General features: G+C 65.4%; 21 protein-coding genes. 8 read left to right on the top strand and 13 right to left on the bottom strand.

Annotated elements, in window-relative coordinates; all coding sequences use genetic code 11:
• Window positions 1-13: 13 nt before the first annotated feature.
• Window positions 14-265, bottom strand: a complete 252-nt coding sequence (locus AYB31_RS21045; RefSeq protein WP_082805220.1) for a YkgJ family cysteine cluster protein — start codon at window positions 263-265, stop codon at window positions 14-16.
• 126 nt (window positions 266-391) lie between these two features.
• Between AYB31_RS21045 and AYB31_RS06340 the strand changes: the two genes are divergently transcribed.
• The gene (locus AYB31_RS06340; RefSeq protein WP_068826909.1) at window positions 392-733 is read left to right on the top strand and encodes a DMT family protein; all 342 of its coding nucleotides are present in this window, start codon (window positions 392-394) and stop codon (window positions 731-733) included.
• A gap of 49 nt (window positions 734-782) precedes the next feature.
• Here AYB31_RS06340 and AYB31_RS06335 read toward each other — a convergent pair whose 3' ends face one another.
• Window positions 783-1,664, bottom strand: coding sequence for an NAD(P)-dependent oxidoreductase (locus AYB31_RS06335; protein WP_068826907.1), 882 nt, complete (start codon window positions 1,662-1,664; stop codon window positions 783-785).
• A gap of 143 nt (window positions 1,665-1,807) precedes the next feature.
• Here AYB31_RS06335 and AYB31_RS06330 point away from each other — a divergent pair, with 143 nt between their 5' ends.
• From AYB31_RS06330 to rhtA, 3 genes are all read left to right on the top strand, one after another.
• Window positions 1,808-2,350 carry an exonuclease domain-containing protein gene (locus AYB31_RS06330; RefSeq protein WP_068826905.1) on the top strand — a complete coding sequence of 181 codons (543 nt, stop codon included), beginning with the start codon at window positions 1,808-1,810 and terminating at the stop codon, window positions 2,348-2,350.
• A gap of 80 nt (window positions 2,351-2,430) precedes the next feature.
• Complete coding sequence (gene ppnP, locus AYB31_RS06325) at window positions 2,431-2,712, top strand: pyrimidine/purine nucleoside phosphorylase (protein WP_068826903.1); 282 nt, start codon at window positions 2,431-2,433, stop codon at window positions 2,710-2,712.
• A gap of 210 nt (window positions 2,713-2,922) precedes the next feature.
• Window positions 2,923-3,798 (top strand): threonine/homoserine exporter RhtA, encoded by an 876-nt coding sequence (gene rhtA / locus AYB31_RS06320; RefSeq protein ID WP_068826901.1) that lies wholly within the window; start codon window positions 2,923-2,925, stop codon window positions 3,796-3,798.
• Window positions 3,799-3,882: 84 nt separating this feature from the next.
• On the opposite strand, the gene AYB31_RS06315 is transcribed toward rhtA, so the two are convergent.
• Genes AYB31_RS06315 through AYB31_RS06305 form a run of 3 tightly spaced genes read right to left on the bottom strand, consistent with a single transcriptional unit; the run spans window position 3,883 to window position 7,205 of the window.
• A complete protein-coding gene (locus AYB31_RS06315; RefSeq protein ID WP_068826899.1) occupies window positions 3,883-4,989 on the bottom strand; it encodes a saccharopine dehydrogenase family protein in 1,107 nt (368 codons plus the stop codon).
• A gap of 9 nt (window positions 4,990-4,998) precedes the next feature.
• The gene (locus tag AYB31_RS06310) at window positions 4,999-6,774 is read right to left on the bottom strand and encodes an ABC transporter transmembrane domain-containing protein (protein ID WP_068826897.1); all 1,776 of its coding nucleotides are present in this window, start codon (window positions 6,772-6,774) and stop codon (window positions 4,999-5,001) included.
• Complete coding sequence (locus tag AYB31_RS06305) at window positions 6,771-7,205, bottom strand: thiol-disulfide oxidoreductase DCC family protein (RefSeq protein WP_068826895.1); 435 nt, start codon at window positions 7,203-7,205, stop codon at window positions 6,771-6,773. Before AYB31_RS06305 ends, AYB31_RS06310 begins: the two co-directional genes overlap by 4 nt.
• A gap of 146 nt (window positions 7,206-7,351) precedes the next feature.
• Here AYB31_RS06305 and AYB31_RS06300 point away from each other — a divergent pair, with 146 nt between their 5' ends.
• Window positions 7,352-7,987: a hypothetical protein gene (locus AYB31_RS06300; RefSeq protein ID WP_068826893.1), complete on the top strand. Its 636-nt coding sequence runs from the start codon at window positions 7,352-7,354 to the stop codon at window positions 7,985-7,987.
• Here AYB31_RS06300 and AYB31_RS06295 read toward each other — a convergent pair.
• From AYB31_RS06295 to AYB31_RS06285, 3 genes are read right to left on the bottom strand one after another with little or no spacing between them, the layout of a single operon-like run.
• Window positions 7,956-8,537, bottom strand: a complete 582-nt coding sequence (locus AYB31_RS06295; protein ID WP_068826891.1) for a DUF1287 domain-containing protein — start codon at window positions 8,535-8,537, stop codon at window positions 7,956-7,958. The two genes, AYB31_RS06300 and AYB31_RS06295, sit on opposite strands and share 32 nt — an antisense overlap.
• The gene (locus AYB31_RS06290) at window positions 8,534-8,932 is read right to left on the bottom strand and encodes a GFA family protein (protein WP_068826889.1); all 399 of its coding nucleotides are present in this window, start codon (window positions 8,930-8,932) and stop codon (window positions 8,534-8,536) included. The genes AYB31_RS06295 and AYB31_RS06290 overlap by 4 nt, the downstream gene beginning before the upstream one ends.
• Window positions 8,933-8,943: 11 nt before the next feature.
• Window positions 8,944-10,059, bottom strand: coding sequence for an ATP-NAD kinase family protein (locus AYB31_RS06285; protein ID WP_068826887.1), 1,116 nt, complete (start codon window positions 10,057-10,059; stop codon window positions 8,944-8,946).
• A gap of 87 nt (window positions 10,060-10,146) precedes the next feature.
• Here AYB31_RS06285 and AYB31_RS21810 point away from each other — a divergent pair, with 87 nt between their 5' ends.
• Window positions 10,147-10,347, top strand: a complete 201-nt coding sequence (locus AYB31_RS21810; RefSeq protein ID WP_442961795.1) for a PA1571 family protein — start codon at window positions 10,147-10,149, stop codon at window positions 10,345-10,347.
• Window positions 10,348-10,363: 16 nt separating this feature from the next.
• On the opposite strand, the gene pdxB is transcribed toward AYB31_RS21810, so the two are convergent.
• A complete protein-coding gene (gene pdxB, locus AYB31_RS06280) occupies window positions 10,364-11,494 on the bottom strand; it encodes a 4-phosphoerythronate dehydrogenase PdxB (protein WP_068826885.1) in 1,131 nt (376 codons plus the stop codon).
• Window positions 11,495-11,621: 127 nt separating this feature from the next.
• Between pdxB and AYB31_RS06275 the strand changes: the two genes are divergently transcribed.
• Window positions 11,622-13,028 (top strand): MATE family efflux transporter, encoded by a 1,407-nt coding sequence (locus AYB31_RS06275; protein WP_068826883.1) that lies wholly within the window; start codon window positions 11,622-11,624, stop codon window positions 13,026-13,028.
• Here AYB31_RS06275 and AYB31_RS06270 read toward each other — a convergent pair.
• The 3 genes from AYB31_RS06270 to rlmM all read right to left on the bottom strand — a co-directional run bounded on the left by AYB31_RS06270 (window position 12,986) and on the right by rlmM (window position 15,001).
• On the bottom strand, window positions 12,986-13,438 hold the full coding sequence (locus AYB31_RS06270) for a gamma-glutamylcyclotransferase family protein (protein ID WP_068826882.1): 453 nt from the start codon (window positions 13,436-13,438) through the stop codon (window positions 12,986-12,988). The genes AYB31_RS06275 and AYB31_RS06270 overlap by 43 nt on opposite strands.
• The gene (gene tusA / locus AYB31_RS06265) at window positions 13,438-13,677 is read right to left on the bottom strand and encodes a sulfurtransferase TusA (protein WP_068826880.1); all 240 of its coding nucleotides are present in this window, start codon (window positions 13,675-13,677) and stop codon (window positions 13,438-13,440) included. Before tusA ends, AYB31_RS06270 begins: the two co-directional genes overlap by 1 nt.
• 274 nt (window positions 13,678-13,951) lie before the next feature.
• Window positions 13,952-15,001 (bottom strand): 23S rRNA (cytidine(2498)-2'-O)-methyltransferase RlmM, encoded by a 1,050-nt coding sequence (gene rlmM / locus AYB31_RS06255; protein ID WP_068826877.1) that lies wholly within the window; start codon window positions 14,999-15,001, stop codon window positions 13,952-13,954.
• Between the two features lie 137 nt (window positions 15,002-15,138).
• Between rlmM and acnA the strand changes: the two genes are divergently transcribed.
• A complete protein-coding gene (acnA, locus tag AYB31_RS06250; protein WP_068826876.1) occupies window positions 15,139-17,880 on the top strand; it encodes an aconitate hydratase AcnA in 2,742 nt (913 codons plus the stop codon).
• Window positions 17,881-18,019: 139 nt separating this feature from the next.
• On the opposite strand, the gene AYB31_RS06245 is transcribed toward acnA, so the two are convergent.
• The gene (locus tag AYB31_RS06245) at window positions 18,020-19,462 is read right to left on the bottom strand and encodes a mannose-1-phosphate guanylyltransferase/mannose-6-phosphate isomerase (RefSeq protein ID WP_068826874.1); all 1,443 of its coding nucleotides are present in this window, start codon (window positions 19,460-19,462) and stop codon (window positions 18,020-18,022) included.
• Between the last annotated feature and the right edge of the window lie 73 nt (window positions 19,463-19,535).

Below are 19,535 nucleotides of genomic sequence, written 5' to 3'. Positions count from 1 at the left end.
CAGGCGTGGTCAATCAGGCTGTGGCGCGCTCAAGCCAGCCGAGCAGACGAATAGCCTCTTCACGACTATCGCCACAGACCTCGCGGTCGGCGGAAAAGTCCGCGCAAACAGCAGGACGTTCGGCATGGCCAAAGATGCCGCATAGAAAGTCGGCCGTCAGATGCAGGCAGCGCTCGCCTGCCGCCTTGCCATTGGGCATACCGGGAATGGGTGAAGTGATGGACGGTGCGATGCAGCAGGCACCGCACCCTGGGCGACATTGCATAGAGCAACCTCACGACAGGCGGATCAGAAAGCGCGCGATTCTAGCGCTTTGCCGGCCAGAAGTGGGCTATTGCCGACGTACACGGGCCGGATTAGGCTTGCCCGTCCTTTCACTGAGCCCCCAATCATGCCCGTCTGGATTCAGACCGCCGCCCTGCTCACCCTGTCCAACGTGTTCATGACCATCGCCTGGTACGGCCACCTCAAGACGCTGAACGCCAAGCCCTGGTTCATCGCGGCACTGATCAGCTGGGGCATCGCCTTCTTCGAATACATGATCATGGTGCCGGCCAACCGCATCGGCTACACCGAGCTGTCGGTCGGCCAGCTGAAGATCATGCAGGAGGTCATCACCCTCGCCGTGTTCGTGCCCTTCAGCGTCTACGTGATGCAGCAGCCGCTGAAACTGGACTACCTGTGGGCGGGACTGTGCCTGCTCGGCGCGGTGTACTTCATCTTCCGCAGCTGACGGCGTTGCAGCTAGGCCCGGCCCTCGCCTAGCTGCTCCCAGCCATTACTCAGGCCTTGCCCGGTGCCTGCTTGAGACGCGCCAACAGGCTGGAAGTGTCCCAGCGCCCACCGCCCATGGCCTGCACATCGGCATAGAACTGATCGACCAGGGCCGTCACCGGCAGCTGCGCGCCGTTGCGCCGCGCCTCGTCGAGCAGGATCGACAGATCCTTGCGCATCCAGTCGACGGCAAAACCAAAGTCGAACTTGCCAGCCAGCATGGTCGAGTGGCGGTTCTCCAACTGCCAGGACTGCGCCGCACCCTTGCCGATCACCTCCATCGCCGCATGGCCGTCGAGGCCCGCGCACTGGGCGAAATGCAACGCCTCAGAAAGCCCCTGAACCAGGCCGGCGATGCAGATCTGGTTGACCATCTTGGTCAGTTGCCCGCTGCCGACCGGCCCCATGCGCTTGATCATCCGTGCATAGCTGTCGATCACCGGCTCGGCGCGCCCATAAAAAGCCGCATCGCCGCCGACCATCACCGTCAAAACGCCGTTCTCGGCGCCAGCCTGACCGCCGGAAACCGGTGCATCAAGGAAACCCAGTTCGCGCTCGGCCGCGACGACTGCCAGCTCACGAGCGACGTCCGCCGAAGCGGTGGTGTGATCGACCAGCACGCTGCCCGGTGCCATTCCCGCGAGCGCACCATCGGCGCCCAGCACCACGCTGCGCAGGTCCTGGTCGTTACCCACGCAGACCATCACGAACTCAGCGCCCGCTGCAGCCTCGCGCGGGGTTGGCGCGCTGCGGCCGCCATGTTCGGCGCACCAACGCGCGGCCTTCTCCGCCGAACGGTTGTACACGCAGACCTCGTGGCCGTTGCGAACCAGGTGGCCGGCCATGGGATAGCCCATCACGCCCAGGCCGATAAAGGTCACTTTCGCCATGCTGAATCTCCTCGAACTGAAGGCGCCAAGCATAGCCCGGATGGTGGCGCGATTTCCCTGCACAGTTGCCTGGCAAAACTGCACCGGACTTTGCCCGCCGCTACAGCTGCGACCATACTGCCCCGACGCTATGGAGAGCCCTTATGTCTAACTGGCTGATCATCGATCTGGAAGCCACCACCGAAGAAGGTGGCTGGCCGCTAGAGGAAATGGAAATCATCGAAATCGGCGCCAGTCTGGTGGCTAACGATGGCCATGAGCTTGCACACTTTCAGCGCTTCGTACGACCGTTGCGCAGGCCCTGCCTGACGGCTTTCTGCAGCGAGCTGACCCACATCCTCCAGGCCCAGGTCGACAGCGCCGCGCCACTGGCGCTGGTATGGAGCCAGTTCGAGCGCTGGCTGGCGCCGCACTTGCCGCATCTGGCCGGCTGGGGCAGCTGGGGCGACTACGACCGTCGCCAACTGCTGCAGGAATGGCAGCAGCATGGCGTGCACAGCGCCCTGCACGAGCTGCCACACCACAACCTCAAGCAGCTCTTCGCCGAGCGGCGCCAACTCAAGCGCTCGGTGGGCCTCAATGGCGCGCTGCAACTGGCCGGCCTGCAGTTCCACGGCCAGCAGCACCGGGCCCTGGAAGACGCACGTAATACCGCGCGCCTGCTACCACTGATTTTCGCGCGCTGATGCCCGTTACCCGGATGACTGCGCAGCCCGGCTTGGGCATACTGGCGAGCCTTTTTTTCACCCCTTCCAAGGAGCCCAGCATGTTCAAGGTCAACGAGTACTTCGACGGCACCGTCAAATCCATCGGCTTCGCCATGAGCGAAGGCCCTGCCACCATCGGCGTGATGGCTCCGGGCGAATACGAATTCGGCACCGCGCAGCTGGAAGTGATGCACGTCGTGGCCGGCGCGCTGACCGTCAAGCTGCCGGGCAACGACAACTGGGAAACCTTCGCCGCCGGCAGCAACTTCACCGTGCCGGGCAACAGCAAGTTCCAGCTGAAGGTCGCCGTGGACACCGCCTACCTCTGCGAATATCGCTGAGTTAGCGCCGCCAGTAGAAGCCGGCCCACGGGCCGGCTTTTTTATTGGCTTCACTGTCGATGCACAACCCTGGCGCGTACACCGCGAAAGGCCCACATTCCAGGCTGCTTCACCGCAAAACGGGAGACGGGCCAAGCGCACGCCCACTGAGCAGCGCTGTATTGGTACCCCATACCTTTCAACTCCATCAGCCCGCACAGGGATAGCCCCATGCCTCGCCCCAGCGCCATCCTGCTACCAATCGCCCTGCTCGTCGTGGCGATGATGTCCATCCAGAGCGGAGCCTCCCTGGCCAAGGGTCTGTTCCCGCTGGTAGGCCCGGAGGGCACCACAGCCCTGCGCCTGAGCCTGGCCACGCTAATCCTGTGCCTGGTCATGCGCCCCTGGCGCAGCCGCCCCAACTTCTCCGCCTGGCGTTCGCTGCTGGGTTACGGCCTGTCCCTGGGCAGCATGAACCTGCTGTTCTACATGTCGCTGAAGAGCATCCCGCTGGGTATTGCCGTGGCCCTGGAGTTCACCGGCCCGCTGGCTCTGGCGCTGCTCTCGTCCCGGCGCCTGCTGGACTTCATCTGGATCGCCCTGGCCGTATTTGGCCTGTGGCTGCTGCTACCGGACACCAGTTCCACCGACCATCTCGATCCGCTGGGCATGGCCCTGGCGCTGGGCGCCGGCCTGTGCTGGGCGCTGTACATTCTCTTCGGACAGAAGGCCGGCGCCGCCCACGGCGCACAGACCGTGGTCTTCGGCACCCTGGTCGCGGCATTGCTGGTGTTCCCCATCGGTCTGAGCCAGGCCGGCAGTGCGCTGTTCTCCCTAGACCTGCTGCCGATTGCCCTCGCCGTGGCGGTGCTGTCCTCGGCGCTGCCCTACAGCCTGGAAATGATCGCCCTGACCCGCCTGCCGGCGCGCACCTTCAGCGTGCTGATGAGCATGGAACCGGCCATCGCCGCGCTGTCCGGCCTGCTGTTCCTCAGCGAACACCTGGCGCCGAGCCAGTGGCTGGCGATAGGCGCGATCATCCTCGCCTCGGCCGGAGCGGCAGCGACGATCAGGCCCAAGGTTGCGCCGCAGATCAGCGAACCCTGAGAACCTGTTTACGAATCCCTGACTCTCGACCAGCCTGCGTTAAAAGCAGCCTCTAATTCAGAGGCTCGTAAAAACAGGCCCTGATCACAACTGGCGCAAGGTGCTGCCGATGGAAAGCTCCGCCAGTTCGGCCAGGTACTCGTCCTGACTGAGCAGCCCCATGCACGGCATGGCGCCGCGTGCCGACAGGCTACCGGCGGCCAGTTTTCGAGCCAGGGCCACGGCGGCCATGCAGGGGATATTCGGCCCGTCATTCTGCTCGGCCAGCAGCTCCCAGCACAGTTCCAGCGCCGCCCCCGCCTGATCCAGGCCACGCAGGCGCAGGAACATGCCGCTACGCCCGTCGCCAAAAGACTCCAGCGCCACGGCGCGGCGATGCAGGAAGTGGGTCAGCGGCACGGCGCTGCGCAACAGACCAAAGCGCACCAGCCAGGACAACGCCCAGGTACCGAACTGGGTAATGCGCAGGCCAACGCCCGCCGAAAAACGCACAGTGCGCACGCTCGGGTAACGGGCCGCAAACAGCTGTAGATCGGGAATATCGCAGTTGGCCACCCAGCGCGGACCGAGCGGTGCGGGGAAGTCATGTCGGGCCAGGTCCTGCCAGCCGTACACGGCCTGCCAGCGGCCGTCGCGCCATTGCTGGAACGGCTTGCCGCAGTAGTCCAGCACCGCCGCCAGGGTCGAAGTGCCCGGGGTTTTCTCCGAGGAACTGATGCCGTGCCAGATCTCATCCAGGCGGGAGAAGCGCGGTAACAACTCGTCGATCACCGCTGCCGCCAGCGCCGGCACCGAGCTAGCACCACTGCACACCAGCACATCGGCGGCCCTGGCCTCTTCATCCAGTTCGTCGATACCGCAGACGAAGGCCCTTGCATCGGCCAGGTCGACATAGTGCAACCCGGCGGCGATGGCGGCACGGGGCACCCGATAGTCCTGGCGCTGAAACGGGCCCGCAGTGGAAATCAGCAGCTGCGCGCCGAGCGCACGTAGGCGCTCGCTCAGGTCGGCGGCGTTCATATCCAGTTGCAGTGCCTGGCTGCCGGTTTCCCGGGCCAGTGCCTCGGCCTTCGCCAGGTCGCGCCCGGCTACCCACACGCGCATGCCGGGAAGAGCTGCCAGCTTGCGCACGATGACCTGGCCGAAATTGCCGTAGCCACCCAGCACGACCACACCGAAATCCTTTTCCACCGCTACTCCTCAGTCGCGCTCGCGGCGCTCGGTATTGAATTGCAATTGCGCCAGCCGCGCATACAGCGGGTTGCTCGCCACCAGCTCCGCATGCGTACCGATGGCCTGCAGGCGGCCCTTGTCGATGACCGCGATGCGGTCGGCGTTCTTGACCGTGGCCAGGCGATGGGCGATGACCAGGGTGGTGCGCCCACTCATCAGCGCTGGCAGGGCCTGCTGGATCAGGTGCTCGCTCTCGGCGTCGAGGGCGCTGGTGGCTTCGTCCAGCAGCAGGATCGGCGCATCCACCAGCAGCGCGCGAGCAATCGCCAGGCGCTGCCGCTGACCTCCGGACAACCCCAGCCCCGCCTCGCCCAGATGGGTCTGGTAGCCCTGCGGCAGGCGCTCGATAAATTCGTGGGCATGCGCCGCGCGCGCCGCCGCTTCGACCTCGGCATCACTGGCCTCGAGCCTGCCATAGCGCAGGTTGTCCGCGACCGTGCCGAAGAACAGCGCCGGGTTCTGCGACACCAGGGCAAAACAGCGGCGCAGGTCGGCGGGGTCCAGCTGGCTAATCGGCAGGCCTTCCACCCGGATTTCGCCCTGCTGCGGGTCGAAGAAGCGCAGCAACAGATCGAACAAGGTCGACTTGCCGGCGCCGGATGGTCCGACCAGGGCCAGGGTCTCGCCAGCCCGTACGTGCAGGTCGATACCGTCGATGGCCGGCTGGTCGGGCCGCGTCGGATAGGCGAAATGCACATCGCGCAGTTCCAGGGCGCCGCTGACGCGTTCCGGCAGCTGCAGCAGCCCTGCGCTGGGCGGCGTGATGGCATTGCGCGTGCGCAGCAGCTCGGCGATACGTTCGGCAGCACCGGCGGCGCTCTGCAGCTCGCCAATCACCTCGCTGATTGCGCCGAAGGCCATGCCGACGATCAGGCTGTAGAACACGAAGGCCGCCAGGTCACCGCCGCTGATGCGCCCGGCGATCACGTCCATGCCACCGACCCAGAGCATCACGCCCACGGCGCCGAGCACCAGGACGATGACCACGGTGATCAGCCAGGCGCGCTGACGGATGCGCTTGCCGGCAGTGGCGAAGGCCGCCTCCACCGTGCCGGCGAAGCGCAGGCGGTCCTGAGCCTGGTGGTTGTAGGCCTGCACCGTCTTGATCTGGCCCAGGGTTTCGCCGACGTAGCTGCCGACATCCGCCACCCGATCCTGACTCTGCCGGGCCAGGGCACGCACCCGGCGGCCGAAGATCAGGATCGGCGCCACCACCAGCGGCAGGGCCGCCATGACGATGGCGGTCAACTTGGCGTTGGTGACGAACAGCAGGCCAATGCCGCCAAGCAGCATGATGATGTTGCGCAGCGCCATGGACAGGGACGAGCCGATCACCGTCTGCAACAGGGTGGTATCGGCGGTCAGCCGCGACTGGATCTCCGAGGCCCGGTTGCTTTCGTAGAAGCCGGGATGCAAGCCGATCAGGTGGTCGAACACGCGCTTGCGGATATCGGCCACGAAACGCTCGCCGATCCAGCTCACCAGGTAGAAACGGGTAAAGGTGCCCACCGCCAGGGCCAGCACCAGCACGAAGAACAGTCCGATGGAATGACGCAGCGCCTGCGGCGACTGGGTGGCCAGGCCCTGATCCACCAACAGGCGGATGCCCTGGCCCATGGACAGGGTGATCGCCGCGGTGAACAACAGCGCTGCCAGCGCACCACTCAGGCGCCAGCGATAAGGTCTGATGAAGCGCCAGGCCATGGCCAGTGCCTGGCGGCGACTGCCGGAGAGCAGACTCATGAGCGCGACTCGCCGTCAATGAAGCGCCCGGCGTGGTCGGCAGTCGGCAGCAGGCAGCTGTCGTAGCGGCCAAACAGCTTGTAGCGGTTCAGTGCGATGCGGTCATAGCACCAGTCGCGCAGCGGGCGGGGAATAACGCGCAAGCCGCCGAGCAGGCGCCAGGCACCGGGCAACTGGGCGACCACGCGCAGCACCGCATCGGAGCGCACGAACAATCTGGCACCCTCGACATAGGCCATGGTCTCGAAGCTATCGGTGGGCAAACCGAACCAGGCGAGAATCGCCTGGCCCTCGGCCGACTGTACGGAGCAGAGGCGAAAACGCCGCTCGCGATCATGGCTGATCAGCAGCTTCGCCCAGCCGTTGCACAGCCGGCACACGCCGTCGAACAGCACAACGCGCTCGTCGGCAGCAATATGAGGGGGCAGCATCCAGCTCTCCTTGTGGCGGTCTGTTCGCCATCCTGCCGTCACGCGACGGTTTTAACCAGCGATACGCGAACCGGGTTCACTCATCAGACTCAGCTTGTCATTAGAATCCGCGCCGGACGCATCAACTCAGCCAAGGAAGGACACGGATGTACAACTTCAAGAACGACAGATTCGAGCACGGCCGCCTACAGCAACTGATCGATGACCTGCGACACGCCGGGCTGCCGGTCCAGGCGCAATGGCTGAAGGGTAAGCATGAAAGCGCCCCCGAGCAGGCCAACAGCCTGATCCTGAGCCTGGGAGAACTACAGGTGTTCCGCCAGGTACAGCACATGGCGATGCTGCGCCCGGAAAGCCTCAGCGAGAATCAGCAGAAGAACCTATTCGCCGCATTGCAGCGCCAGCACATGCTCAAGGAGCCTGACTATGGCCTGGGCATCCTCTGCCTGGTCGTGTATGCCGCATTGCAGTGTTTTGTCCTGCCCCGGATTGCAGAGATCGGGCCGGGCTGGCTGCTCGCGCTGCTGATCGGTTACGCCCTACTGCTGGTCGGCCACGCGCTCTGCGGCATGCGCGCCAACCCGAACCGACAGATCCCCGCCTGGCTGCCATTGACGCTGATGGCGCCGGCTGTGCTGGCAACCGTGCCCAGCTCACTGCTCAATCTGCCACTGCTGACCCAGTACAACCGCGCCCGTTTATACGGCCGCGCCGTTCAACTACTGGGTGACATCTCCGCTGCCACTTCGCTCAGCGCGCCGCAAAGCGATAGTGCCCGGTAATCCGATAGGCAAAGAGAATGTCTTCCTCGCGGGTGCCGGCGCCGATGTTGTGCAGTATCAGCGGGATGCCCTGGGCGCTGGCGCGGTCGGACACTATGCCGATATGGGTCAGGCCGCGACCCAGGTCCCAGGTAACGATGTCGCCGGCGCGGTAGTCCGCAGCCTGCTGACTGACGGCCAGGGCCATGCCCTGGCGCTTGAACCAGGTCATCAGGTTGGGCACGCGGCGATGGTCGATATTGCTGTCGGGACGTTTGAGCCCCCAACTCTGCGGGTAGACGGCGAAATGCACGCGCATGTCTTCGTGCACGCTCTTCTGCAGATCCAGGCCCTGGGCACGCAGCGCGCGGATCAGCACATCGGTGCACACGCCGGTACTCAGCGGCACATCGCCGCCGGGATAGTCGAGCTGACGGTAGAGCGGGTCGTAGCCCAGGGTCACGCCGATCTGGCTGCGTGCATCCTGCACCAGACGCCGCGCCTGAATCGGCTCGGCGAATGCCGGCAGGGCCAGCAAGCAGAGCGCCAGAAGCCCAGCCAGCAGCCTCATGGTTTGAACCCGGGATATTGCGGAAGGTCGTCGTGCAACTCCCACCAGTTGGCCCGCGAAGCAGTGAACGCGTGCGAGGCCGGCCGGGTCGCCAGATCGCCCTCCAGGCTACCGGCGCGGATGCGCAAGACGCCGGGCAACTTGCTGGTACGGCTGTAGATCGGCGAGCCGCAGTGAACGCGGAACACCCGCTGCTTGCCCGGCGAGGACTCGTAGGCCTTGAGTTGCTCGGCGCCGCTCAGCAGCGTGAAGGCAGCTTCCTGCACGGGAATATTGGTCGCAAACGCAGTCCCCTGGGCCTTGCGGCACTGGCTGCAGTGGCAGACCTGGATCGGCGCCAGCTCGCCTTGCACCTGATAACGCACGGCCCCGCAGAGACAACTTCCCTGATACATGACGCGCTCCTTCAATGACCTAGGGGATACAGCAACTCTTCTCTGTAACCGGCCCAGACCCGCACGGCATCGGGGAAGGCATCGTCCAGTACCGGGTCACCGCTATCGACCAGTAGCGGGCGCCCTTCCAGCGTGCCGAGCTTGCGCTTGGTGGCCACTACGCGCAGGTGGTCCAGGCCGATGGCGCGCAGCACGCGCGGGCTGATCTGCTGGTTGCCGCGACCGATGATATGGCCCTGGCCGCCGATGGCGGTCACCAGCAGGCGCGCAGGATAGCCGTCGACCAGTTCGAACAGCTGTGCCTCGGTCACATCGCGAGCCAGCACTTGGCCGTTCTCGATCACGTCCACGCCCAGTAAGGTCGTCTCCAGGCCAAGGTTCTGCGCCAGGCCATGCAGGGTCGAGCCGGGGCCGAACACGTAGCGCACGCCCTCCTCCCAGCTTTCCTGCAGCCAGTCGGCCAGATCGACCAGCACCAGCCCCTCGGACTCCATGCCGCCCTGTTTGACGTGCTGCATGAACTCGCCCTCGACCGGCACGCACAGCTCACCGTAGCGACGGGCGTTGACCCGGCCGTCGCGCAGGGCCGCCTCGTCGATGTCGCGCACCTCGCCACTGCTCAGGCGCACCAGACCGCCCTCGACCAGGCGCAGGGCCATCTGGCCGGCGGCGCGCGGACTGATGGCGTACACCGCGGAATGGATCTTCACTCCGGCCGGGATGCCCAGCACCGGCTGCTCCTCGCGCACCGCACTGCACACGTCGCGCGCCGTGCCGTCGCCACCGGCGAACAGGATCAGCGCGCAACCGGCATCCTGCAGCGCCCGCACCGCGGCCTGGGTGTCCGCCGCGCTGGTCGGCCCCTCGCCCAGGCTACCCAGCACACGATGGGCATAACCCAGTTCACCCAGCAGATCGGCGCCCATGCGGCCGGGAAAAGTAACGAACTGCAGGCGCTCGGTCACTGGCCGCAGGCACTCCAGGGCAATGCGTGTGCGCTCGGCGGCGCAAGGCTCGGCGCCACGAGCCAGGGCCTCGCTGGCCACGCCGTCGCTGCCCTTGAGTGCCGCTGGTCCGCCAAGGCCGGCCAGCGGGTTGATGATCAGGCCAAGATGGAAAACACTCATAACCACTCCAAGCAAGGCGCACCGTTCGGTGCCCCGAATAAACCTCTCGCGCCAGCTGTCACGGCGCCTTCATATGCCCTGCCTAGACTGTTTCTACAGCCAGGAGAATCGGCCATGAAAGCGCAACAGCAGTCCCCGCAACCTCGCGTTACCCCACTCAATCCGCAACAGCCGGTGGGCGGCTCGATCATCGACGCCGAAGGTCGGGAAATCCCCATCACCGAGCAGATGATCCAGCAGGCCTGTCGCGAACTGGACAAGAACTGGCAAGCGCCACGGCACGCCTGACGCGCAATTCTGCCAGTTACAGCAGGCGACAGCCCAGGGCGGTGGCCAGCTGCGCCAGGTGCGGCGCATCACCACTGAGGCGCACCTGCAGGCCATCGATTTCACGACGATAGGGATAGTGTTTACGCAGGGCGTCGAAGGCCGCCTTGCGCTGCGCTGCGTCGCCCACCAGTGAACGGCGGAAGTCAGCATCGTCGCGGCGCGGGTCGTACACCGCCCGGCACAGGCTGGCCAGGCTCCAGTCGATGGCCGCCGTTTCATGCAGTTCCAACGTATTGAGCCAGGGCGCCGGCAACAGATCATTCAGTTGCACCTGCTCCACCAGGCCCATGGCCCGGCAATAGGCCTGGTAGATCTGCGCCGTACCGCGCAGCTTGCCGTCCAGGCTGTAGCCGGCGATATGCGGGGTAGCGATCTGGCACAGGGCCGCCAGTTCGGGGTCGACCAACGGCTCGCCTTCCCACACGTCCAGCGCCACCTGCAGATCGGCACCGCCTTGCAGGTGCGTTTTTAATGCCAGGTTGTCGACTACCGCACCACGGCTGGCATTGATCAGCCAGGCCCCCGGCTTGAGCTGCTGCAGCTGTTCGTCTCCGATCAGGTGGCGAGTACCGGCATCCAGTGGCGTGTGCAGGCTGATCACATCGCACTCGCGCAGGACGCTCGCCAGCTCGACGAAATTACCGCCCTCGGCCGCCTGGCGCGGCGGGTCGCACACCCGCACGTCCCAGCCCATGCCGCGCAGCACCTCCACCAGCCGGCCGCCGACCTGGCCGGCGCCAACCACTCCGTAGCGACGCTCGGGCAGTCGGGCACCCGTGCGCTCGGCTAGGGCCAGCAGGCTGCCGAGTACGTAGTCCACCACGCCACGGGCATTGCAACCGGGGGCGCTGGACCAGGCGATGCCGGCCTCGGCGAAATAGTCCAGGTCGAGATGGTCGGTGCCGATGGTGCAGGTACCGACGAAACGCACCTGGCTACCCTCCAGCAAGGCGCGGTCGACGCGGGTGACCGAACGCACCAGCAGCACTTCGGCGTCGCCCAGCGCGGCACGGTCGATGGCGCGGCCGGGGTGGCGCTTGATCGCACCGAAACCGGCAAAGAACTCGTCGAGCAGCGGGATGTTTTCGTCGGCGACTATCTGCATGGGGCACTCCTGATGACTGGGCGCATTCTAGGCGCTTAGACGCCCAGCGGTAAGCGCTGCTGCACGGTGCTTTCCTGACCATCACGTCAGGGCTAGACTAGCCGCCCGCTCAAGCTTGGTCCTGTCGATGTCCACCCTCACCCGCCCCGCTCGCGTGCGCGCCGAACTACGTGCCCTGCTGAAGCTGGCCATTCCGATCATCATTGCCCAACTGGCCAACACCGCCATGGGCTTCGTCGACACCGTGATGGCCGGGCGCGTCGGTGCCCACGACCTGGCCGCCGTGGCGCTGGGCAATTCGCTGTGGATACCGGTATTCCTGTTCATGACCGGCGTGCTCCTGGCCACCACCGCCAAGGTAGCGCAGCGCTTTGGCGCCGGACAGCAGGCCGAAACCGGGCCGCTGGTGCGCCAGGCCCTGTGGCTGGGGTTGTTCGTCGGTTGCAGCTGCGCCGTACTGCTATGGAATGCCACGCCGGTACTTACCCTGATGCAGGTCGACCCAAGCTTGATCGAACCGGCCATGGGCTATCTGCGCGGCGTCGCCTGCGGCTTCCCGGCCGTGGCGCTGTATTACGTGTTGCGCTGTTTCAGTGACGGTCTTGGCCATACCCGGCCGAGCATGGTGCTGAGCCTGATCGGCCTGCTGCTGAATATCCCGATCAACTATGTGCTGATCTACGGCAAGCTGGGCCTGCCTGCCCTCGGCGGTGTCGGCTGTGGCTGGGCCACCGGCATAGTCATGTGGTGCATGCTGCTGGGCATGCTGTTTTGGGTGAACTGGGCGCCCTACTACAAACCGAGTCGGCTGTTCGCTCGCTTCGAGCTGCCACGCTGGGCAGTCATGCAACGCCTGCTCTCGGTCGGCGTGCCGATCGGTGTGGCAGTGTTCGCCGAGTCGAGCATCTTCGCGGTGATCGCCCTGCTGATCGGTGGCCTCGGCGCCAATGTGGTGGCCGGCCACCAGATCGCCCTCAACTTCAGCTCGATGATCTTCATGATCCCCTACTCCCTGGGTATGGCCGCCACCGTGCGGGTCGGCCAGTCGCTTGGCCGTGGCGCGCCGCGCGATGCACGCTTCGCCGCCGGTGTGGCGATGGGTACCGCGCTTTCCTATGCCTGCCTGTCCGCCAGCCTGGTGCTGTTGCTGCGCGAGCAGATTGCCGCGATCTACACCCCGGACCCGACGGTGATCGCCATCGCCGCCTCGCTGATGGTCTATTCGGCGCTGTTCCAGTTCTCCGACGCGGTGCAGGTCACCGCCGCCGGCGCCCTGCGCGGTTATCAGGACACCCGTGCGACCATGCTGTTTACCCTGTTCGCCTACTGGGGCATCGGCTTGCCGGTAGGCTACGGCCTCGGCCTGGCCGACTGGTTCGGCGAGCCCTCGGGGCCAAAAGGGTTGTGGCAGGGGCTGGTGGTGGGCCTGACCTGCGCCGCGCTGCTGCTCGGGGTGCGCCTGGCGCGCAGTGCGCGTCGGCAGATTCGCCGTCAGTCGTCCAGCGCAGCGGTGGCAGCCAGCGCCGCCCAGTAGTCGGCGGATAGCAGCTCACGCCCGGCCAGCAGGTGGTTCAGGTAACTGACACTGGGCGCCAGCCCTTCCGCGCGCCAGGCCGGGTTGGCGACATAGAGCCAGGCGGCGATGGGCCCGCGAGCGCTATCGATCAGCATGCACTCGCGGCTGTAGTAGACAGGCGTGCCTTCGAAGGGGTCCATCTTGAGGATTTCGTCGGCGCCGGCCAGGCGATAGAGCACGCCCTCGACCACTGCACCTGCCTGGTGGCGGATATTGGCGTAGCCGCGCCCCGGATGATCGTGAGCGCGCTTGTTGAAGCACAGCGCGTAGCCCGCCAGACGCCCCGCCAGCGCCTCCTCCACCCGCAACCCGCGCGCCTGCATGCGCGCAGGGTTCATGTTGGAGCCATAGGCGAAGTAATAGGTCATCAGGCCGGCTTCTTGCGGATCCAGTACAGGTAGGTACCGCCCTCTTCGCTCTGCTCCACTAGCTGGTGGTCGAGGAACACGCAGAACTTGGGGATATCGCGCTTGGTCGAGGGGTCGGTAGCGATCACCTTGAGCAGGCCGCCGGCCGGCAGGTCACGCACTTTGTTGTGCAGCATCATCACCGGCTCGGGGCAGTTGAGGCCGGTGGCGTCGAGAATGGCGTCGGGTTGCAGGGACATGGGCTACTCCGAAAAACTGCCGGCTATTGTGGCGCAAAGGCCGCAAGGAGCCCAGCGCGGGAGGGTAAAAGGTGGCGGACGGCGACCAGAGCTGGTGCGTGATGCGCCTGGATGACAATGGCAACCGATTCGTCGTGCGCACCGCTCTCGGCCGCCAGGCGGCTGAGCGTCTGGCCCGGAAATACCAGGCCAGGGGGCACAAGCAGAGCTACTGGGCCTGCCGCACAGCCGATGCCGGAACGCACCCGGCTCGCGAATGAACAGCCACTGCCGACTACAGCCGACGCAGATGGCAGGTAACTTCCTCGCGGTCGTGGTAGAGCTGCTTGCACGCAATGGAGACCTTGATCTTGCGTGCGGCAAACGACTCTTCCAGGCGCTGCAGCAGCTTGCGCACCTCGGCGTAGCGCTGCTTCATCGGCAGCTTGAGGTTGACCACCGCCTCGCGGCACAGGCCTTCGCCGATCCAGGTTTCCAGCAGCGCGGCGTTGCGCGCCGGCTTCTCGACGATGTCGCAGACCATCCAGTCCACCGGCTGTTTGGGCTTCCAGGTGAAGCCATCGACCATCAGGTGAGTGACCAGGCCGGTATCCATCAGGCTCTCGGCCATCGGCCCGTTGTCGATGGCGGTCACCAGCATGCCGCGCTTGACCAGTTGATAGGTCCAGCCGCCGGGCGACGCACCGAGGTCGACGCCGGTCATCTCATCGGAGATGCGCGTGTCCCATTGCTCGCGCGGGATGAAGAAGTGCCAGGCCTCCTCCAGCTTCAGCGTCGAGCGGCTGGGTGCCTCGCGGGGGAACTTCAACCGCGGGATACCCATGGGCCAGAGCGCCGAGTTGGCCGGCTCGGCGAGGCCGAGGAAGACCTCGCGACCACTCTTGAAGGTCAGCAACAGGCGCGGTTTGTGCGGATCGTCGACCAAGCGCCCGGCCTTTTCCAGGGCCTTGCGCAGCGGCGCCTCGAACTTCTTGCAGAAGTTCGACAGTTCTTTGCCGTCATTGCTGTCGAACACTTCCAGCCACAGGCTGCCGCACTGCGGGTAATCGGCCAGGGCCTGCAGCAGCACGCTGATACGGTCGGTTTCCGGCAATGCCAGATAGTCGCCTCGGGCCCACTGACGCGGGAAGATCAAGCGGTTGAAGCGCTGGCCTTGCATCAGCCGTTCGGCGCCGTCCGGCTCGCTGCAGACGAACTCGGCGTGGGCGCCATTGGCCTTGCCCTTGGCATAGCCGGCCACGCTCAGGCGGGCGGCCTGCTCGGCGATCTCGGCGCAGACTTCGCCCTCGAAACCGGGGCGGCAGTGCAGTAACAGGGTATTCATCTGGGCTCTCCTCGAGGCCGCGCATGATAGCCGACTAGGGAACCCTAAGCGCACTCGACCAGTCCAGTGCAGTGGCGGGAGTTGACCTCAGGGTCTAGTTTCTCAGGGCTCGCCGCCTGATGAGCAGGAGAATCAAAATGCCTTCCTTGGATAGCCTGAATTGCCGCCGCAGCCTGCAGGCCGCCGGCAAGACCTACCACTACTACAGCCTGGCGCAGGCCGCAGAGAGCCTCGGCGATATCGACCGACTGCCCATGTCGCTCAAGGTGCTGCTGGAAAATCTGCTGCGTTTCGAGGACAACGCCACGGTCAGTGCCTTCGACATCAAGGCCATGATCGACTGGCTGAAGGAGCGCCGCAGCGATCACGAGATCCAGTTCCGCCCGGCGCGGGTGCTGATGCAGGACTTCACCGGCGTGCCGGCGGTGGTCGACCTGGCCGCCATGCGCGCGGCCATGGCGGCCGCCGGCGGCGATGCGCAGCGGATCAATCCGCTGTCACCGGTGGACCTGGTCATCGACCACTCGGTGATGGTCGACAAGTACGCCTCGGCCGGAGCCTTCGCCGAGAACGTCGACATCGAAATGCAGCGCAACGGCGAGCGCTACGCCTTCCTGCGCTGGGGTCAGCATGCCTTCGACAACTTCCGCGTGGTGCCGCCGGGCACCGGCATCTGCCACCAGGTCAACCTGGAATACCTGGCGCGCACCGTGTGGACCAAGGAGGAAGACGGCGTCACCTGGGCGTTTCCCGACACCCTGGTCGGTACCGACTCGCACACCACCATGATCAACGGCCTCGGCGTACTCGGCTGGGGCGTCGGCGGCATCGAGGCGGAAGCGGCCATGCTCGGCCAGCCGGTGTCGATGCTGATTCCCGAGGTGATCGGCTTCAGGCTCAGTGGCAAGCTCAAGGAGGGCATCACGGCTACCGACCTGGTGCTGACCGTCACCCAGATGCTGCGCAAGAAAGGCGTGGTGGGCAAATTCGTCGAGTTCTATGGCGACGGCCTGGCCGACCTGCCGCTGGCCGACCGCGCCACCATCGCCAACATGGCCCCGGAATATGGGGCTACCTGCGGTTTCTTCCCGGTGGACGACGTCACGCTCGGTTACCTGCGCCTGTCCGGCCGCCCGGAAAACAGCGTGCAACTGGTGGAGGCCTACAGCAAGGCCCAGGGCCTGTGGCGCGAGCCTGGCCACGAACCGCTGTTCAGCGACAGCCTGAGCCTCGACCTAGGCGAAGTGGAAGCCAGCCTGGCCGGCCCCAAGCGCCCGCAGGACCGGGTGCCGCTGAGCCAGGTCGCGAAGGCGTTCGACGACCTGCTCGGCCTGCAACTCAAACCCAGTTCAAGGGAGGAAGGTCGCCTGCTCAGCGAGGGCGGTGGGGGTACGGCTGTCGGCGCCGGCCATGCCAGTGGCGAAGTGGATTACCAGCACGAGGGCAGCACCCATCGCCTAAAAGATGGCGCGGTCGTGATCGCCGCCATCACCTCCTGCACCAACACCTCCAACCCCAGCGTGATGATGGCCGCCGGACTGCTGGCCAAGAAGGCCGTGGAAAAAGGTCTGACCCGCAAACCCTGGGTGAAGAGCTCACTGGCACCGGGCTCCAAGGTGGTCACCGAATACTTTGCCGCCGCGGATTTGACCCGTTACCTGGATGAGCTGGGCTTCGATCTGGTCGGTTATGGCTGCACCACCTGCATCGGCAACTCCGGCCCGCTGCTCGAACCGATCGAGATGGCGATTCAGACCGGCGACCTCACGGTGGCTTCGGTACTGTCCGGCAATCGCAACTTCGAGGGTCGCGTGCATCCGCTGGTCAAGGCCAACTGGCTGGCTTCACCGCCGCTGGTGGTGGCCTACGCCCTGGCCGGCAGCGTACGCACCGACCTCGCCCGCGACCCGCTGGGCATCGGCAAGGATGGCCAGCCCGTGTACCTGCGGGACATCTGGCCCAGCCAGCAGGAGATCGCCACGGCCGTGGCCAAGGTCGACACCGCCATGTTCAGCAAGGAGTACGCCGAAGTCTTTGCCGGTGATGCCCAGTGGCAGGCCATCGCCGTGCCGCAGGCAGCCACCTACCAGTGGCAGGCCGACTCCACCTACATCCAGCATCCGCCGTTCTTCACCGATATCGCCGGCGATCCACCACATATAGGCGACATCCATGGGGCGCGCATCCTTGCCCTGCTCGGCGACTCGGTCACCACCGACCACATCTCCCCGGCCGGCAATATCAAGCAGGACAGCCCCGCCGGGCGCTACCTGGGCGAGCACGGCGTGGCGGCGGCGGACTTCAACTCCTATGGCTCGCGGCGCGGCAACCATGAGGTGATGATGCGCGGCACCTTCGCCAATATCCGCATCAAAAACGAGATGCTGGGCGGCGAGGAAGGTGGTAACACCTTGCACCAGCCGAGCGGCGACAAGCTGGCGATCTTCGATGCGGCCATGCGCTATCAGGACGAAGGTGTGCCGCTGGTGATCTTCGCCGGCAAGGAGTACGGCACAGGTTCCAGCCGCGACTGGGCAGCCAAGGGCACCAACCTGCTGGGGGTGAAGGCGGTAATCGCCGAGAGCTTCGAGCGCATCCACCGTTCCAATCTGGTGGGCATGGGTGTGCTGCCGCTGCAGTTCAAAGCGGGCCAGGATCGCAAGAGCCTGGGCCTGACAGGACGCGAGAAGGTCAGTATCGGCGGCCAGGACGGCGTATCCCTGCGCCCGCACATGAACCTGGCCCTGGATATCCTGCGCGAAGACGGCAGCCATGAAGAGGTGGAAGTGCTGTGCCGCATCGACACCCAGAACGAAGTGGAATACTTCAAGGCAGGCGGCATCCTGCATCACGTGCTGCGGCAGATGTTGAAGAGCTGATGCCCACACGCGGGCGCGCGGTACGCCGCCCGGCCGGAACGTGAGGTAAGGCAAGGCTCGTAGGGTGTACTCGCCACGGGCAGTAAATTGGCATGGACTCAGCAAGAAAAAGGGCGGCCAACTGGCCGCCCTTTCTGCATCAGCTCACCGTCGCCGGCTTGGCCGGGGTTCGACCGTAGACATCCTCCAGGCGCTCGATGTCGTCCTCACCGAGATAGCTGCCGGACTGCACCTCGATGATCTCCAGCGGAATCTTGCCGGGGTTGGCCAGGCGGTGCACCGAAGCGATGGGGATATAGGTGGACTGGTTCTCGGTGAGCAGGAACACCTGGTCGTCGCAGGTCACCTGCGCTGTGCCCGACACCACGATCCAGTGCTCGGCACGGTGGTGATGCATCTGCAGCGACAACTGCGCACCCGGCTTGACCGTGATGTGCTTGACCTGATGGCGCACGCCATTGTCCACCGAGTCGTAGCTGCCCCAGGGACGGTATACGGCACAATGGCTCTGGGTCTCCTGGCGCCGCTGGCCGTCGAGCACATTGACCAGCTTCTTGACGTCCTGCACCGCGTCCTTGTGGGCGACCATCAGCGCGTCCTTGGTTTCCACCACCACCACGTCGTCCATGCCCACCAGGGTCACCAGCTTGGAGGTGGAGTGCACGAAGCTGTTATGGCTGCTGTGGGTGACCACGTCGCCCTTGAGCACGTTGCCGTCACTGTCCTTCTCGTGCACGTCCCACAGCGAGGACCAGGAACCGACATCGTTCCAGCCGGCGGACAGCGGCACCACGCAGGCACGCTCGGTCTTCTCCATCACCGCATAGTCGATGGAGTTGTCCGGGCAGCACTCGAAGGTGCCGGCGTCGATATTCACCACCGATCCGCTGGTCTTGCTGCGTTCCATCGCCAGCACGCAGGTGTCGTAGATATCCGGCTCGTGGCTGCGCAGTTCGTCCAGGTAGCGGCTGGCACGGAACAGGAACATGCCGCTGTTCCAGTAGTAGCCACCGTTGCGCACGAACTCGCTGGCACGCGCGTGATCCGGCTTTTCGACGAACTGCATGACCCGGTAGGCGCCTGGCACCAGGCTGTCGCCCTCCTCACCGCGCGCCGCCTTGATATAGCCGAAGCCGGTTTCCGGGCTGCTGGCGGGAATGCCGAACAGCACCATTTCACCTTCCTCGGCGGCGATGCGTGCCAGCTCCAGAGCCTTGCGCAAGGCCAGCTCATCGGAGATCACGTGGTCGGCCGGCAGCACCAGCATCAGCTCGTCGCGCCCCTCGGCGAGCAGCTGCAGTGCCGCCATAGCCACGGCCGGCGCGGTGTTGCGGCCAAAGGGCTCGAGCAGCATGCCCTGGGGCGTGATGCCGATCTTGTCGAGTTGCTCGTTGACGATGAAGCGGTGTTCCACGTTGCACACCACCAGGGGCTTGTGCATGCCCTCGAATGCCAGGCGCTGCAAGGTTTGCTGGAACAGCGAGAGCTCGCCGGTCAGGGCGAGGAACTGCTTGGGGTAAAGCTTGCGGGAAAGAGGCCAGAGGCGTGAACCGCTGCCACCAGAGAGAATTACCGGGATCATATGAGTCGTCTCCATTCAATATCCGTTGAAATGTGTCGCGATCCCGCCCAGGCACACGCCATGGCACGGGAGT

It is taken from the genome of Pseudomonas sp. BMS12, assembly GCF_001592875.1.
Taxonomy (GTDB): Bacteria; Pseudomonadota; Gammaproteobacteria; order Pseudomonadales; family Pseudomonadaceae; genus Aquipseudomonas.
The sequence above is the reverse complement of the archived record's forward strand: the minus strand, read 5'-3'. Positions and strand labels throughout refer to the sequence as shown.

Coding starts and splice junctions, on each gene's coding strand:
- AYB31_RS21045 (WP_082805220.1), bottom strand. CDS start 265: ATGCAATGTCGCCCAGGGTGCGGTGCCTGCTGCATCGCACCGTCCATC.
- AYB31_RS06340 (WP_068826909.1), top strand. CDS start 392: ATGCCCGTCTGGATTCAGACCGCCGCCCTGCTCACCCTGTCCAACGTG.
- AYB31_RS06335 (WP_068826907.1), bottom strand. CDS start 1,664: ATGGCGAAAGTGACCTTTATCGGCCTGGGCGTGATGGGCTATCCCATG.
- AYB31_RS06330 (WP_068826905.1), top strand. CDS start 1,808: ATGTCTAACTGGCTGATCATCGATCTGGAAGCCACCACCGAAGAAGGT.
- ppnP (WP_068826903.1), top strand. CDS start 2,431: ATGTTCAAGGTCAACGAGTACTTCGACGGCACCGTCAAATCCATCGGC.
- rhtA (WP_068826901.1), top strand. CDS start 2,923: ATGCCTCGCCCCAGCGCCATCCTGCTACCAATCGCCCTGCTCGTCGTG.
- AYB31_RS06310 (WP_068826897.1), bottom strand. CDS start 6,774: ATGAGTCTGCTCTCCGGCAGTCGCCGCCAGGCACTGGCCATGGCCTGG.
- AYB31_RS06305 (WP_068826895.1), bottom strand. CDS start 7,205: ATGCTGCCCCCTCATATTGCTGCCGACGAGCGCGTTGTGCTGTTCGAC.
- AYB31_RS06300 (WP_068826893.1), top strand. CDS start 7,352: ATGTACAACTTCAAGAACGACAGATTCGAGCACGGCCGCCTACAGCAA.
- AYB31_RS06295 (WP_068826891.1), bottom strand. CDS start 8,537: ATGAGGCTGCTGGCTGGGCTTCTGGCGCTCTGCTTGCTGGCCCTGCCG.
- AYB31_RS06290 (WP_068826889.1), bottom strand. CDS start 8,932: ATGTATCAGGGAAGTTGTCTCTGCGGGGCCGTGCGTTATCAGGTGCAA.
- AYB31_RS06285 (WP_068826887.1), bottom strand. CDS start 10,059: ATGAGTGTTTTCCATCTTGGCCTGATCATCAACCCGCTGGCCGGCCTT.
- pdxB (WP_068826885.1), bottom strand. CDS start 11,494: ATGCAGATAGTCGCCGACGAAAACATCCCGCTGCTCGACGAGTTCTTT.
- AYB31_RS06275 (WP_068826883.1), top strand. CDS start 11,622: ATGTCCACCCTCACCCGCCCCGCTCGCGTGCGCGCCGAACTACGTGCC.
- AYB31_RS06270 (WP_068826882.1), bottom strand. CDS start 13,438: ATGACCTATTACTTCGCCTATGGCTCCAACATGAACCCTGCGCGCATG.
- tusA (WP_068826880.1), bottom strand. CDS start 13,677: ATGTCCCTGCAACCCGACGCCATTCTCGACGCCACCGGCCTCAACTGC.
- rlmM (WP_068826877.1), bottom strand. CDS start 15,001: ATGAATACCCTGTTACTGCACTGCCGCCCCGGTTTCGAGGGCGAAGTC.
- acnA (WP_068826876.1), top strand. CDS start 15,139: ATGCCTTCCTTGGATAGCCTGAATTGCCGCCGCAGCCTGCAGGCCGCC.
- AYB31_RS06245 (WP_068826874.1), bottom strand. CDS start 19,462: ATGATCCCGGTAATTCTCTCTGGTGGCAGCGGTTCACGCCTCTGGCCT.